Origin of the sequence: Streptomyces manipurensis (genome assembly GCF_049570255.1) — a bacterium.
GTDB lineage: Bacteria > Actinomycetota > Actinomycetes > Streptomycetales > Streptomycetaceae > Streptomyces > Streptomyces manipurensis.
The window spans coordinates 4956316-4970187 of sequence record NZ_CP186950.1 but is presented as its reverse complement, the minus strand read 5'-3'; the positions used below and the strand labels follow the sequence as shown (position 1 = coordinate 4970187).

Genomic DNA, 13872 nt, shown 5'->3' with positions numbered 1-13872 from the left:
CCCGTGCGCGACTTGTTGACCCCGCGTCTACCAACGTGTGACCCTGCCAACCGTCCGGTCCTGCACGGCAGTACACGAGACGAGGTGGCGTCAGTGTCGACGCACGAGCTCTACACCGAGGACCCGGGCGAGGCCGTCTGGCGGATCCCCGCCGCCGGCTCCGCCCGCTTCACCTGGGAATACGACGACGGCCGCGAACGGCTCCTCGCCCTCTACCAGAAGGGCAAGGACAAGCAGTGGGACGGCGCCAAGCCCATCGACTGGGACATCGAGGTGGACCCGTACGATCCGCTGGGCACCCCCGACGAGGCCCTGCCCCTGTACGGCACCCGGTACTGGGACAAGCTCACCGAGAAGGACCGGGGCGAACTGCGCCGGCACTACACCGCCTGGAACTTCAGCCAGTTCCTGCACGGCGAGCAGGGCGCCATGGTGTGCGCGGCGCGCATCGTGGAGTCCGTCCCCGACCTCGACGCCAAGTTCTACTCGGCCACCCAGACCATGGACGAGGCCCGCCACGCCGAGATCTTCGGCCGCTTCCTGCACGAGAAGGTCGGCCTGCTCTACCCGGTCAACGACAGCCTCCGGGAGCTGCTCGGCGACACCCTGCGCGACTCCCGCTGGGACATGCCCTACCTGGGCATGCAGGTGCTCATCGAGGGACTGGCCCTGGCCTCCTTCGGCCTGCTGCGCGACACGACCACCAAGCCGCTGCCCACACAGCTGCTGGCCTACGTGATGCAGGACGAGGCCCGGCACGTGGCCTTCGGGCGGATGGCGCTGCGCGACCACTACAGGCAGCTCAGCGACGCCGAGCGGCGCGAACGCGAGGAGTTCGTCATCGAGGGCTGCCACCTGATGCACGACCGGCTGCTGGGGACGGAGGTGCTGGAGAACTTCGGCATCCCCGCGGCGGAGGCGCAGCGGCTCAGCGAGGGCTCCGAGTTCCTGCACCTGTTCCGCAGGATGCTCTTCAGCCGGATCGTGCCCTGCGTGAAGGACATCGGCCTGTGGGGCGAACGGCTGCAACGGGCCTACCTGGACCTGGGCGTCTTCCACATGGGCGACTCCAACCTGGACCTGCTGATGACCCAGGACGAGGAGATCGCGGACGCCCTCGACCGCGAACGCTTCGCGGCGGAGGAGGCGGCCCGGGTGGCGGAGGTGGAGGCGACGATCACCCAGGCCACAGCCACCCGGGCCACAGCCACCCGGGCCACGGTCACCCGGACCGCGGCCGGCCAGGCCACGACCGGCCCCCACCCGGAACGCTGACACCCGCTCGCCGGCTCCGCGCCGGGGGCCGTCAGTGCGGGCGCAGGGCCGCCTGCATCACCGCGCGGGCGATGGGTGCGGCCGCGCCGTTGCCGCTGATGTCCCCCCGGTCCGCCGAGGCGTCCTCCACCACCACCGCGACCGCCACCTGCGGCAGGGCCGCCCCCTCGGCGCGGGCCCAGGCGATGAACCACGCGTACGGGGTCCCCGCGTTGCCGACGCCGTGCTGCGCGGTGCCGGTCTTGCCGCCGACCACCGCGCCCGGGATCGCCGCGTTCTTCCCCGTACCGTTCTCCACCACCTTCACCATCAGCTCCTGCAGCCGCAGCGCGGTGGCCGGGTTCATGGCGCGGCCGAGACTGCGCTCGGTGCCGCGCCGGACCGGGGAGCCGTCGTCCTGGGTGGTCCGCTCCACCAGGTAGGGGGACCGGATCTCGCCGCCGTTGGCGACGGCCGCCGCCACCATCGCCATCTGCAGCGGGGTCGCCTTCGTGTTGAACTGCCCGATCGAGGACAGAGCCAGCTGGTCCCGGCTCATGTCGGTGTCGAAGTTCGACCGCGACACCCACGAGGGCACCCGCGGCCCCTCCGTGTTGAAGCCGAAGCGCCGCGCGGCCTCGACCATCCCCCGCAGCCCGACCTGTACGCCGATCTTCGCCATCACCGTGTTGCAGGACCACTGCACCGCCTCCGCCATCGAGGCGTCCTCACAGCCCGTGGCGGCGTTGGGGAGCAGGGTGCTGGTGCCCGGCAGCGGATAGGGGTCGGGGGTGCGGGTCGGGGCGTCCACGTCGGTCACCACGCCCGCGTCCAGGGCGGCCGCCGCCGTCACGATCTTGAAGGTGGAGCCGGGCGGGTACGTCTCGCGCAGGGCCCGGTTCAGCATCGGCCGGGCCGGATCGGCGTTCAGCCGCGCCCAGGCGGCCTTGACCCGGCTGCCCGTGCCGGAGAGTTCGGCGGGATCGTAGGAGGGGCTGCTGACCAGGGCGAGGATCTTCCCGGTGGCGGGCTCGACCGCGGCGACCGCGCCGCGCTTGCCCCCGAGCCCGGTGTACGCGGCGCGCTGCACGGCGGCCCGGACGGTGGTGACGGCGTTGCCGCCGGCGGGACGGCCGCGGGCGAGGTCGTACCAGAGGGGGAAGACGGACAGCCCCGGGTCGGTGCCGGAGAGCACCGCGTCCTCGGCGCGCTCCACGAAGCTGGTCCCGTAGGTCTGGGAGGAGAAGCCGGTGACGGGCGCGTAGAGGGGGCCGTCGGTGTACGTGCGTTCGTAGCGCAGCAGCTGGCGGCTGTCGCGGGAGCCGGTGACGGGCCGTCCGTCGACCAGGATGTCCCCGCGCGGCTCGGCGTAGCGCGCGATGGCGGGACGCTTGTTCGCGGGGTTGGCGCCGTACGAGGCGGACTCCCACACCTGTACCCGGGCCACGTTCACCAGCAGGGCGAGGAGCAGCAGCGCGCAGAACCAGGCGCACCAGCGGATGTAGCGGATCACGCGGGCGCCTCCTGCGCGGGGCGGGGTCTGCGGGCGCTGTCGCTGAGGCGGACCAGCAGGGCGACGATGATCCAGTTGGTGACGACGGAGGAGCCGCCCTGGGCGAGGAAGGGCATGGCCATGCCGGTGAGCGGGATCAGGCCCGTGACGCCGCCCGCGATGACGAACACCTGGAGGGCGACGATCGAGGCGAGGCCGGTGGCGAGCAGCCGGCCGAAGGGGTCGCGCAGGGCGAGCCCGGCGCGGAAGCCGCGGGCGACGAGGAGTCCGTAGAGCAGCAGGATCGCGGTGAGGCCGACAAGGCCGAGCTCCTCTCCGGCGGTCGCGAGGATGAAGTCCGACTTGGCGGCGAAGCCGATCAGGAAGGACTGGCCCTGGCCGAGGCCCGCGCCGAGGAGCCCGCCGGCTCCGAAGGCGAAGAGGGACTGGGCGAGCTGGCCGGGGCCCTCACCGCGCTCGATGGAGGCGAAAGGATTCAGCCAGTCCTCGACACGGCCGTGCACGTGCGGCTCGAAGGTCCCCACGGCGTACGCCCCGACGGCGGCCAGCATCAGTCCGATGGCGATCCAGCCGATCCGGCCGGTGGCCGTGAACAGCATGATGACGAAGAGCCCGAAGAAGAGCAGCGAGGTGCCCAGGTCCCGCTCCAGGACCAGCAGGCCGACGCTGAGCAGCCAGATCGCGAGGATGGGGCCGAGCACCCGGCCGGGCAGGAGGCGCAGCTTCCAGAAGAGCCGGCGGCCGGTCAGGGCCAGGGCCGTGCGGTTGGCGGCGAGGTAGGCCGCGAAGAACACGGCGAGCAGGATCTTGGCGAACTCCCCCGGCTGGAAGGAGAGCCCGGCGAAGCGGATCCAGATGTGGGCGCCGTTGACGGCCGGGAAGAAGACGGGGACCAGCATCAGCGCCAGGGCCGCGGCGACCGAGAGGTAGGCGTAGCGCTGGAGCACCCGGTGGTCGCGCAGCAGGGCGACGACCAGGACGAAGAGCAGCACGCCGAGGGCGGACCAGAGGAGTTGGTCGTCGGCGGTGAGGTGTCCGGGCGTGGTCGCGTCGAGCCGCTGGATGAGGACGAGGCCGAGCCCGTTGAGCAGGACGGCGATCGGCAGCAGGACGGGGTCTGCGTACGGGGCGGCGAAGCGGACGGCCAGGTGGGCGAGGAGGGCGGCCACCGCGAGGCCCGCGGCGTAGCGGTCGGCGGAGCCGGGGACGCGGCCGGCGGTGGCGGCGCCGACGTGGAGGTGACCGAGGACGGAGATGAGGACGGCGCCGGTCAGGAGCATCAGCTCGACGCCCCGGCGCTTGGGCGCGCCCGCGTCGGGGGGCGGGGGCGGGGTGGGCTCCGCCACCTTCGCCGTCAGAGCGGTCATACACCGAAACGTAGCAAGCGGGCAGACGCTATGTCCGCTTATGTCATAGTGTGCCGAAGAGTCGTCATAAACGGTCGGAAACGAGGAGCCGAGGCGCATGGGACCCGTGGAATTCATCGTCCTCGCCTTCCCGGAGGAGCAGTTGCGGGTGCCGGCCGTCGAGGCCGTGATGGGCCTGCGCAAGACCGGGGTGGTCCGCCTGATCGACGGGCTCGTGGCGACGAAGACGGCCTCGGGCGAGGTCCTGGCGGCCGAGTTCGACGAGTTCGTCGAGCTGCACGGCCTGCTCACGGGACGGGACGTGGCCCGCCTGATCGGCCCGGAGGACGTCCACGAGGCGGCGGACCTGCTGGAACGCGGCAGCTGCGCACTGCTCCTCGTCGTCGAGCACGTATGGGCCGAGGACGCCGCGACCGCCGTACGGGCGGCGGGCGGACGGATCGTCGGCTCGGTCCGCATCCCGCCGGACCGGGTCCCGGCGGACCCCCGGGCGGGGGTGGCCTGATGTTCATCCGCCCGATGGGGGTGACGGTCCGCGCGGCGAACCGCCCGGCGGGGCGCCCGCTGCTCCGGGGCCTGCTGGCCCGCGCGTCGGGTACGGGCACCGTGGGCCCGGAGGACCTCCCCCGCCGGGACGTCCGCCCGGCGCCGGCCCCGGACCCCGACGAGGAACGCGACGAGGTGGACTGGGGCGAGTGGTCCGAGCCGGAGGAGGACGCCGAGGACGGGACCTGGCCGCGGGACGAGCAGGATGCCCCGGAGCCCGCCCCCGAGCACCACCCGCACGCGGAACACGGCGGCCTGGCCGCGGAACTGACCCAGCTGGCCGGCCTGGCCCGCGAGGGCCTCCTCACCCCCCACGAGTTCGCCACGGCCAAGGCGAAGCTCCTGCGCGACTAGTGCTGCGACCAGCCGCACCGGACGAGCCCCCAACCGGGTGGCCGGCGCGACGCGGCCGACTCCGTTGGGGGAATTGTCATACCGGCCGTGGCAGCATCGGCGCCTCGGAGGTGATCCCGTGTCACATCGGCTGTTCCGCGCCGCCTGCATCGCCGCGGTGCTCCTCGTCACCGGGCCGGTGCCGCAGGCCGGCGCCGAGCCGGGAGTGCCCGAGGGCGAGAACGTGGGCATGCTGCTCACCCGCCTGCAGGGCCTCTACCAGAAGGCGGAGGAGGCCTCCGAGGCCTTCAACGCCACCGAGGTCGCCCTCAAGGCGGGCGAGGCGGAGGACCGGCGGCGCACCGCCGCCCTCGGCCGGGCCCGTACCGCCCTCGACTCCGAGCGGATCCTCGCCGGACGGCTCGCCCGGGAGCAGTACCAGGGCGGGCTGGGCCTGGCCCCCTACGCCCGGATGCTGCTCGCCGGGAACCCGCGGGCCGCGCTGGAGGAACGGCGGCTGGCCGCCCGCGAGGGCGCCCGGCGGGCCGCCGCGCTGCGCCGGCTCACGCGGAGCGAACGGGAGGCCGACGCGCTCGCCCTGCGGGCCCGTGAGGCGCTGGACACCCGCCAGACGCTGGCCGCCCGGCAGAAGGCCCACAAGGAACAGGTGTCCGCACAGCTGAAGCAGGTGGAGCGGCTGCTGTCCTCGCTGACGCCGGAGCAGCTCGCCCGGCTCGGGGCGCGCGAGGCCGAGGAGACGGCCGCGGCGCAGCGCAGCCTGGTGGACTCGGGCCGGCTGCCCGCCCGTACGGGGACCCCGACGGCCGCGGGCGGCGCCGCCCTCGCCTACGCGGCGGCCCAGATCGGCAAGCCGTACGTGTGGGGCGCCGAGGGGCCGGGGTCCTTCGACTGCTCGGGGCTGACCTCGCAGGCCTGGGCCCACGCGGGGCGGTCCATCCCGCGCACCAGCCAGGAGCAGTGGGCGCGGCTGACCCGGGTGCCCCTGGACCGGCTGCGGCCGGGTGATCTGGTGGTGTACTTCCCCAAGGCCACGCACGTCGGCCTGTACGTCGGGGACGGCAAGGTGATCCAGGCCCCCCGCCCCGGTGCGGTGGTCAAGGTGTCGCCGATCGCCGCGAACCCGCTGCTGGGGGCCGTACGGCCGGACCCGGAGGGGACGCCGCTCGCCGAGTTCACCCCGCCGCGGCTGCCGGAGGCCACCGGCCCGGCCGCGGCGGGGGACGACGCCGGCTACTCCGCGGAGGAGTCCCCCGCGGATGCTCCGGCGGAGGCGCCCGAGCCCGCGGCCGCGGACACCTCGGCAAGGTAGTCGGCCGCGTCCTCGGGGTCGTAGAAGAAGCCGTCGAAGTCGGCCGGGTTGTCGAAGCCGTTGGCGAATCGATCCGCCACCGGCTGGAGCTGCCCGGCGGCGCCGATCAGGTTGAGGACGTGCTCCGGCGGGACGCCCAGCATCGCGTTCGTCCACTGGGTCACCGGCTTGCCGGTGGTGAACCAGAACTTGTCGAACGTCGCCTTCATCCACGCCTCGTCGAACGGCTTGTCGCCGTGCATCAGGATCGACGACAGGTACGAGGCGGCGCACTTGGAGGCGGAGTTCGACCCCTGGCCGGTGATCGGGTCGTTGGCGACGACCACGTCCGCGACACCGAGGACGAGCCCGCCGCCGGGCAGCCGCCCGACGGGGTTGCGGACCACGGGGGCGTAGCGGCCCTGGAGGGTGGCGCCCGCGTCGGTCAGCTCGACCTTCGTCGCCCGGGCGTACTCCCACGGCGTGTACGTCTCCATGAGCCCGAGGGTGAGGGCCAGGTGCTCGGCCGGGTCGGTCACCCCGCGGAAGACGTCCAGCGGACCGCCCGGGAGGCCCTCCCAGAAGAGGACGTCCGCCCTGCCGGAGGTGGTGAGGGTCGGCATGACGAAGAACTCGCCGACGCCCGGGACCAGGTTGCAGCGGACGGCTTCGGTGCCGGGGTGCTCGGGGCGCGGGCCGAGGCCGTGCACGTAGGAGACGGCGAGCGCGCGCTGCGGGCTGTCGTACGGCGAGCGTGCCGCGTCCCGGCCGAACAGCGACACCAGCTCGCCCTTGCCCGCGGCGATCAGCACCAGGTCGTGACTGCGGGTGAAGTAGTCGAGGTCGGCGACGGAGGCGCCGTGGATGACGAGCTGTCCGCCGCGCTGCACGAAGACGTCCAGCCAGCCGGCCATCTTCACGCGCTGGTCGACGGACTGCGCGTAGCCCTTGAGCCGGCCCAGCCAGTCGACGGCGCGGGTGCCGTCGGGTCCCGCGACCGAGACCCCGAGGCCCTCCATCTTCGGGGCCTGCTGTTCCCAGAAGCCGAGCCCGAGGTCGCGTTCGTGCTGGAGCGCGGTGTCGAACATGCACTGCGTGGACATGACCCGCCCGGAGCGGATCTCGTCCGCCGTCCGGTTGGACATGAGCGTGACCTCGTACCCCTTGGCCTGGAGCCCGAGGGCGAGCTGGAGACCGGACTGGCCGGCTCCGACGACGAGTATCCTGCGCATCTCTCAGGTCCTCTCTTCGGGAGTGCTGTCGAGGGCGTGGCCCACGAGCGCCAGCAGGGATTCGACCACCGTGCGGCGCTCCCGCGCATCCATGATCACCACGGGGACGTGCGGCGGAACGCTCAGCGCCTCGCGCACGTCGTCCGGCTCGTAGGACTGCGAGCCGTCGAAGTGGTTGACGGCGACGGCGTACGGCAGCCCGGAACTCTCGAAGTAGTCGAGGGCGGGGAAGCAGTCGCGCAGCCGGCGGGTGTCGGCCATGACCAGCCCGCCGATGGCGCCGCGCACCAGGTCGTCCCACATGAACCAGAAGCGTTCCTGGCCCGGCGTCCCGTACACGTAGAGGACGAGGTCGTCGTCGAGGGTGACGCGGCCGAAGTCCATGGCGACGGTGGTGGTGGCCTTGTCCGGGGTACCGGACAGGTCGTCGGTGGGGACGCTGGCCTGGGTCATCACCGCCTCGGTGCGCAGCGGCGTGATCTCGGAGACGGAGGACACGAAGGTGGTCTTGCCGACGCCGAAGCCGCCCGCGACCAGCACCTTGACGGCGACGGGCGCGCGGGAGCGGTCGTACTGCCAGGGCTGGACGGGCTCGTCGTCGACCACGGACTTGTCAGAGACGGCGAAGACCACCGAGCACCCTTTCGAGCAGCGCGCGTTCGGGCCGGCCGGGGCCGTGGCCCGTGCCGTAGACACGGATCCGTCCCTGGTCGGCGAGATCGCTGACGAGGACGCGGACCACGCCCAGCGGCAGCTTCAGCAGTGCGGAGATCTCGGCGATCGTCCGCATGCGGCGGCAGACCTCGACGATGGCCGGCATCTCGGGCATCCGGTCGGGCTTCTGCGGTTCCGACGCCTTGGTGTCCAGGGCTGCGACGAAGGTCTCGACCTGGAGGACCTGGGTGAAGCGGGTCCGGCCGCCCGTGAGGGAGTACGGGCGGACCCGGGCCGGGCGGCGGTCGGCGCCGCGTATCGGGAGGCGGTCCGAGGCCGGGCTCCTCACGGGGTGTTCTCCATCGACTGGCGCAGCTCGCTGCGGACTTCGGGGGTCAGGACGTGGCCGGCACGGCCGACGAACAGGGCCATGTGGTAGGCGACGACGCCCATGTCGCAGTCGGGCGTGGCGTGCACGCCGAGCAGCGAGCCGTCGCTGATGGCCATGACGAAGACGCTGCCGTGCTCCATCGCCACCATGGTCTGCTTGACGGCGCCCGTCTCCATGAGGGCGGCGGCTCCCGTGGTGAGGCTGCCGAGGCCGGAGACGATGGTGGCGAGGTCGGCGGAGGCGCCGCGCGGCCCCTTCGCCTTGCCCTGCGGTTCGCCCGCGCCGCCCGCTCCGGGGTCGGATGACAGGAGCAGCAGCCCGTCCGAGGAGACCACGGCGACGGAGTTGACGCCGGGCACCTCCTCGACCAGGTCGGTCAGCAGCCACTGCAGGTTGCGGGCCTGGGTGCTCAGTCCGTACGTACTGGGCGCGGTCATGTGCGTGCCTCCTGTGCGCTGTCCCCCTGGTCGGTCTTGCTCTGTCCCTGCCGGCGGTCCCGCCCCTGTTCGGGACCGTTCTCCTGTGCGAGCTCGGCGGCGGCGACGCGCCGTCCGTCCTGGGCTCCCTGGTAGAAGCCCCCGAGGCGGCGCCGCAGGTCCTCGGCGTCGACGCGGCGCGGCGGCTGGGGTCGTGCGGCCTCGGCGCGGGGGGCGGCCACGGCGCGCGGGGTCCGCTTGGGCAGGCCCTTGTCGGTGACGGCTGCCGGGCCGTCGGCGGGGTCTGCGGGGTGACTGCCCTGACGGGGCAGCCAGTTGCCCTCGGCCGGGGTGTGGCTGTGCGGCTCCGCCTCCGGCGCGGCCGGGTGTACGTCGGCCACGGGGGCGGCGTCCGGTTCCGCGTTGGGGGCGGGCTCGGCCGGGGTCTCCGCGGTGGTGCCGGGGACGACGCGGGCGAGCAGCTCCTCGGCGGGGGCCGCCGCGGGGGACGCGACGAACACCTGCTCGGCGGGGGGCAGCTGCGGGTCGGCGGTGGTGTCGGGGACCACCCGGGCGAGGAGTTCCTCGGCGGGGGCGGGCACCTGTTCCGGGGCCGGCTCGGCGGCGGGTGCGGGGACGGTGAACACCTGGTCGGCCGGAGGCACGGCCCCGTCCGCCGGCCCGGAGCCCGGCTGCGGGGCGAAGCCCGGCTCCGGGTCGGCGGCCGGGAACGGCGCGGCGGCCGGACCGGAGTCCTGCGCCGGATCCGTGCCGGGGCCCGCTTCCGCGGCCGGGTGGGCGTCCGGGAGCGGCTCGGCATCCCGGTCCGCGTCCGCGGCCGGGGCGGTGTCGGCGGCGAGCTCACCCGTCTCCGGGGCAGCGTCGGGCGCCGCGCCCGTTTCCGGGCCGGGGCCGGCGGCCGGGTCGGTGACCGGAAGGGCTTCCGCGGCCGGTTCGTCGGCCGGAACGGCTTCCGCGGCCGGGAGGTCGCCGACGTCGGCGCCCGCCTCGGGAGCGGCGTGCGCTCCGCGCCGCCGGGAGTGCAGGGTGTTCTCGTTCGCCTCCGCTATGACGCCCGGCAGTCGCAGCGCGGGCGCGCCGGGCGTGGCCAGGGTGTGGACCGGGGAGACGGGCGGGGTGGCGGGCAGCAGGGCGGCGGGGACGACCACGAGGGCCTCGGTGCCGCCGTGCCGTCCGGCGCGCAGTTCGGCGGTCACGCCGTGCCGTGCGGCGAGGCGTCCGGCGACGTAGAGGCCGAGGCCGAGGCCGTGCTCCTCCTCGGGCTCCTCGTCGTAGGCCTCGGGCGTGGACAGGCGCTCGTTCAGGGCCTGCAGCCGGTCGCCGCTGACACCGATGCCCTCGTCGACGACGGAGATGACCACGTCGCCGGAGTCCAGCGTCCAGCCGGACACCTTGACCTTGACCTCGGGCGGCGAGAACGTCGTGGCGTTCTCCAGCAGTTCGGCGATCACGTGCGAGATGTCGTCGGCGGCGTGCCCGGCGACCTGGGTGTAGGAGGGCAGCGCGGTGAGGTCGACGCGCTCGTAGCGCTCGATCTCGCTGACGGCGGCCCGCATCACGTCGACCAGGGCGACCGGCAGGCCCTGCCCGTGACCGTGTTCCTGGCCGGCGAGCACCAGCAGGTTCTCGTTGTGGCGGCGCATGACCGTCGCGAGGTGGTCCAGCTTGAACAGGGTGGCCAGGCGGTCCGGGTCCTGTTCCCTGGATTCGAGTTCCTCGATGACGGCGAGCTGGCGCTCCACCAGGCCGAGCGTGCGCAGGGAGAGCGAGACGGAGGTCGTCGACATGATGCGGCGCTGTTCGTCCAGCCCCTCGCGCAGCGCGGTGAGTTCTTCTTCCAGCACCTCGCGGCCGGAGGAGAGCGCCTCGTTGCGGCCGATGAGGCGGCGCCGGTCGGCGTCGAGGCCGGCGATCCGGGTGTGCAGGGAGACCGTCTGGTCGCGCACGGCGTTCAGGTGGCGGACGACTTCGGCGAACTCGTCGTTGCGGCCGGTGAACCGCACAGGTTCGACGGAGCCTTCCGGGGTCGCGAGGCGTTCCGCGCCGCGGCGCAGCACCGACAGGGGCCGGGTGAGGGAGCGGGCCACGCCCGTGGAGAAGCCGACGGCGACGAGGAAGAGCAGGCCGAGCGCGCCGACGAGGATTTCGAGCCGGGTCACGTCGTCGTCGCGCAGGGTCGCGAAGGCGGTGGCGCGCTGGCCCGCCAGGGTGGACTCGACGGTGCGCATCCGGTCGATGCGGGCGGTGAGCGCGGCGCCGACGGCGGCTCCGTCGGTCTTGCGGTCGGCGGCGTTCAGGGTGGGCCGGTCGGTGAGCCGCTTGAGGTGGTCCTCGGCGGCCTTGACCTCGGGGCCGGTGACGGTGGCGGTGAGGGTCTGGCGCACGTCGGGCCGGGCGGCCCGCGCGAAGTCGTCGAGGGCGGCCTGTTCGCGGACGCGCGAACGCTGGGCGGCGGTGGTCAGTTCGTCGACGGCGGCGGAGCCGGAGGGCTGGTCCCCGCGGGGGACCGCCAGCGCGCCGAGGAGCAGTCCGCGGGTGGCCGAGGCCTGTTCCACGGCCTGGCCGAGAGGGGCCAGGGGGCGGGTAGTGAGGAGGGCGGCCTCCGCGCGCGGCGGGGTGAGTTCGGCGAGCCGGTCACCGGGGGCGAGGAGGGCGGTGATGAGGCCGGTGTAGGCCTGGTGGGCGGCGAGGGCGGTGCCCTTGCCGCCGACGGCCTCGGTGCGGACGGGCGCGATGCGGGAGAGGACCATGGCGAGCGGCTCGTCGACCTCGGCCGCGGCCTCGGCGGTCTGCCGGTCGGTGCGCAGGATGCGGTCCTGGAGGGTGGCCCGGGCCGCTTCGGGGCGGCCCTTGGCGGCGTACTCGACCACGGCGTCCCGCTCGTCGGCGAGGACGTGCGTGAGGGTGAGGACGTGACGGTTCTGGTCCGCGAGGGTGACCAGCCGCTGGGAGTCGTTCAGTTCCCGCGCGGCGGTGACGACGGCGGGAGTGCCGGCCGCGAGGACGGTGAGTCCTGCGACGGCCACGCCGACGACGAGTCGGCTGCGCACGCGGACGCGGCGTCCTGCGGGGGCCGGGCCGTCGGCGGCGGTGCCGTTCTTCCGAGACCGCTTCTTCTGCACCGGTGCTCGCAATCCTGTACGTGTGCTTGTGCTCGTCTACTCGTGTGGCCGAGGTAACGGCCGGTCAACAAGTAAACGCCCCCTGCCCCCTCGTACCGCCTCAGACCTTTGCAGCGTGTTGGGGAGAGAGCCGCACATCGCCCACCCGGCCACTCGAACGAGTGAACATCACGGATGAGTTGGCCACCAACTCGGGCAGCATGCCCCAGAGCGCCGTCATGGACAGGTGGTTGAAAGATCGCCGGGGCCTTTGGCAGTATGCCCGCCCACATCGGCCGCGCCGCCACCGCGGTCCGCGGGCGGCCGCGTCCGGGCGGGCGGCGGGCAGGAGGCGAAGCCTCCGCCGAGTTGGTACGGACCATGGCCCCTTTTCAGGCCGTCGCGCGGCAGAATGTCCGTATGCGCATCGACCTCGCCACGGCGCCCGGGAATCGGGAACGCCCCAATGAGGACTGGCTGTCGGCGGCGATCCCCGCTTCGGGCGGCGGCGTCCTGGTCGTCCTGGACGGGGTCACGCCACCGGGCGGCGGCGACGGGTGCGTGCACGGCGTCCCGTGGTTCGTGACGCGACTCGGCGGCCGATTGACCGAACTGTCCGGGTCGCGCCGGGACCTGCCGCTGGACCGGATCCTCGCCGAGTCCGTCCGCGCCACGGCCGACGCCCACCGCGACACCTGTGACCTTTCTCACGTCCGCACGCCGCAGGCCACGGTGGTGGTGGTGCGCTGGGACGACGCGTCCGTGGAGCACCTCGTGCTCTCGGACTCCGTCCTGCTCCTCCAGGCGCCCGGGGGCGGCGTGAGCGCGGTCCTCGACGACCGGCTGGACCGGATCCCGCGGGAGGTGCTGCGCTCGACGGCCGCGACGGACGCCCTGCGCAACGCGGAGGGCGGCTTCTTCACGGCGGCGGCGGACCCGGCGGTGGCGGGCCGGGCGGTCACGGGGCGCACACCCCGGGAGCGGGTGCGGGCCGTGGCGGCCCTGACGGACGGCGCGAGCCGCTGGACGGACACGTTCGGGCAGGGCGACTGGGCCGACTGCCTGGGGGTCCTGCGCGAGGAGGGGGCGCGGGCGCTGATCGACCGGGTCCGCGCGATCGAGTCCGAACCGGACCGGCCGCCGGCCCGCCACAAGCGCCATGACGACGCGTCGGCGGTCTACGCGGAGCTCTGACGGCCCCGCGCGGTGCGCCTACTCCGCGCCGGCGTTGAGCTGGTGGAGCAGGCGGGCCAGCTCCGCCACCTCTCCGCGGTCCCAGCCGGCGAGCTTGCGCATGTACTGCTCCCGCCGCGCGCCCCGGACCCGCAGGAACCGTTCGCGGCCCTCCTCCGTCAGCCCGACCAGGAAGGCCCGGCCGTCGGCGGGGTCCGGTTCGCGGGCCACCAGGCCGAGGGTCTCCAGGGCCCGCAGCTGCCGGCTCATGGTGGCCTTGCCGACGCCGAAGTAGGAGGCGAGGTCGGTGGCGCGCTGCCGGCCCGCCGCCTCCAGCCGTACGAGGAGTCCGTAGGCGGCGGGCTCCAGCTCGGGGTGGAGCTCGCGGGCCATCTCGCCGGAGGACGCCCGGGCCCGCCGGAGGAAGACGGACAGCTCCCGCTCCAGGGCAAGGAACTCCTGGTCTTCACTCCCGTGCACGTCCCGCTCCTTCTCCGCCGTCAGGCACCCCGGTGGGTGGGGGCCAGTATTTCGCAGCGGCTGGGCCGGCGGCCCGGGGCCC

Annotated in this window: 13 protein-coding genes; 5 read left to right on the top strand and 8 right to left on the bottom strand. The window is 73.9% G+C overall.

What is annotated here, in order from left to right:
• The first annotated feature begins 93 nt into the window (after positions 1-93).
• Positions 94-1275 (top strand): ferritin-like domain-containing protein, encoded by a 1182-nt coding sequence (locus ACPU2J_RS23135; protein ID WP_423833925.1) that lies wholly within the window; start codon positions 94-96, stop codon positions 1273-1275.
• Positions 1276-1306: 31 nt separating this feature from the next.
• Here the strand turns inward: ACPU2J_RS23135 and ACPU2J_RS23130 are convergent, their stop codons facing one another.
• Complete coding sequence (locus tag ACPU2J_RS23130) at positions 1307-2767, bottom strand: penicillin-binding transpeptidase domain-containing protein (RefSeq protein WP_423833924.1); 1461 nt, start codon at positions 2765-2767, stop codon at positions 1307-1309.
• The gene (locus tag ACPU2J_RS23125; RefSeq protein ID WP_420079612.1) at positions 2764-4134 is read right to left on the bottom strand and encodes an FtsW/RodA/SpoVE family cell cycle protein; all 1371 of its coding nucleotides are present in this window, start codon (positions 4132-4134) and stop codon (positions 2764-2766) included. The genes ACPU2J_RS23130 and ACPU2J_RS23125 overlap by 4 nt, the downstream gene beginning before the upstream one ends.
• Positions 4135-4231: 97 nt before the next feature.
• On the opposite strand from ACPU2J_RS23125, the gene ACPU2J_RS23120 reads away from it, so the two are divergent.
• The 3 genes from ACPU2J_RS23120 to ACPU2J_RS23110 all read left to right on the top strand — a co-directional run bounded on the left by ACPU2J_RS23120 (position 4232) and on the right by ACPU2J_RS23110 (position 6343).
• Positions 4232-4639, top strand: coding sequence for a DUF6325 family protein (locus ACPU2J_RS23120; RefSeq protein ID WP_361591456.1), 408 nt, complete (start codon positions 4232-4234; stop codon positions 4637-4639).
• Positions 4639-5034, top strand: a complete 396-nt coding sequence (locus ACPU2J_RS23115) for a hypothetical protein (protein ID WP_423833923.1) — start codon at positions 4639-4641, stop codon at positions 5032-5034. The genes ACPU2J_RS23120 and ACPU2J_RS23115 overlap by 1 nt, the downstream gene beginning before the upstream one ends.
• Positions 5035-5152: 118 nt before the next feature.
• Positions 5153-6343 carry a C40 family peptidase gene (locus tag ACPU2J_RS23110; protein WP_420079614.1) on the top strand — a complete coding sequence of 397 codons (1191 nt, stop codon included), beginning with the start codon at positions 5153-5155 and terminating at the stop codon, positions 6341-6343.
• On the opposite strand, the gene ACPU2J_RS23105 is transcribed toward ACPU2J_RS23110, so the two are convergent.
• Genes ACPU2J_RS23105 through ACPU2J_RS23085 form a run of 5 tightly spaced genes read right to left on the bottom strand, consistent with a single transcriptional unit; the run spans position 6265 to position 12158 of the window.
• Positions 6265-7554, bottom strand: a complete 1290-nt coding sequence (locus ACPU2J_RS23105) for a styrene monooxygenase/indole monooxygenase family protein (RefSeq protein WP_423833922.1) — start codon at positions 7552-7554, stop codon at positions 6265-6267. The genes ACPU2J_RS23110 and ACPU2J_RS23105 overlap by 79 nt on opposite strands.
• Positions 7555-7557: 3 nt before the next feature.
• Complete coding sequence (locus tag ACPU2J_RS23100; RefSeq protein ID WP_361591448.1) at positions 7558-8187, bottom strand: GTP-binding protein; 630 nt, start codon at positions 8185-8187, stop codon at positions 7558-7560.
• The gene (locus tag ACPU2J_RS23095) at positions 8168-8557 is read right to left on the bottom strand and encodes a DUF742 domain-containing protein (protein ID WP_361591446.1); all 390 of its coding nucleotides are present in this window, start codon (positions 8555-8557) and stop codon (positions 8168-8170) included. The genes ACPU2J_RS23100 and ACPU2J_RS23095 overlap by 20 nt, the downstream gene beginning before the upstream one ends.
• The gene (locus tag ACPU2J_RS23090) at positions 8554-9036 is read right to left on the bottom strand and encodes a roadblock/LC7 domain-containing protein (protein ID WP_361591444.1); all 483 of its coding nucleotides are present in this window, start codon (positions 9034-9036) and stop codon (positions 8554-8556) included. Before ACPU2J_RS23090 ends, ACPU2J_RS23095 begins: the two co-directional genes overlap by 4 nt.
• Positions 9033-12158 carry a nitrate- and nitrite sensing domain-containing protein gene (locus tag ACPU2J_RS23085; protein ID WP_423833921.1) on the bottom strand — a complete coding sequence of 1042 codons (3126 nt, stop codon included), beginning with the start codon at positions 12156-12158 and terminating at the stop codon, positions 9033-9035. Before ACPU2J_RS23085 ends, ACPU2J_RS23090 begins: the two co-directional genes overlap by 4 nt.
• Before the next feature lie 399 nt (positions 12159-12557).
• On the opposite strand from ACPU2J_RS23085, the gene ACPU2J_RS23080 reads away from it, so the two are divergent.
• A complete protein-coding gene (locus ACPU2J_RS23080) occupies positions 12558-13331 on the top strand; it encodes a protein phosphatase 2C domain-containing protein (protein ID WP_423833920.1) in 774 nt (257 codons plus the stop codon).
• Between the two features lie 18 nt (positions 13332-13349).
• On the opposite strand, the gene ACPU2J_RS23075 is transcribed toward ACPU2J_RS23080, so the two are convergent.
• Positions 13350-13790, bottom strand: coding sequence for a MarR family winged helix-turn-helix transcriptional regulator (locus ACPU2J_RS23075; RefSeq protein WP_361591438.1), 441 nt, complete (start codon positions 13788-13790; stop codon positions 13350-13352).
• Between the last annotated feature and the right edge of the window lie 82 nt (positions 13791-13872).

Coding starts and splice junctions, on each gene's coding strand:
- ACPU2J_RS23115 (WP_423833923.1), top strand. CDS start 4,639: ATGTTCATCCGCCCGATGGGGGTGACGGTCCGCGCGGCGAACCGCCCG.
- ACPU2J_RS23090 (WP_361591444.1), bottom strand. CDS start 9,036: ATGACCGCGCCCAGTACGTACGGACTGAGCACCCAGGCCCGCAACCTG.
- ACPU2J_RS23080 (WP_423833920.1), top strand. CDS start 12,558: ATGCGCATCGACCTCGCCACGGCGCCCGGGAATCGGGAACGCCCCAAT.
- ACPU2J_RS23125 (WP_420079612.1), bottom strand. CDS start 4,134: ATGACCGCTCTGACGGCGAAGGTGGCGGAGCCCACCCCGCCCCCGCCC.
- ACPU2J_RS23105 (WP_423833922.1), bottom strand. CDS start 7,554: ATGCGCAGGATACTCGTCGTCGGAGCCGGCCAGTCCGGTCTCCAGCTC.
- ACPU2J_RS23120 (WP_361591456.1), top strand. CDS start 4,232: ATGGGACCCGTGGAATTCATCGTCCTCGCCTTCCCGGAGGAGCAGTTG.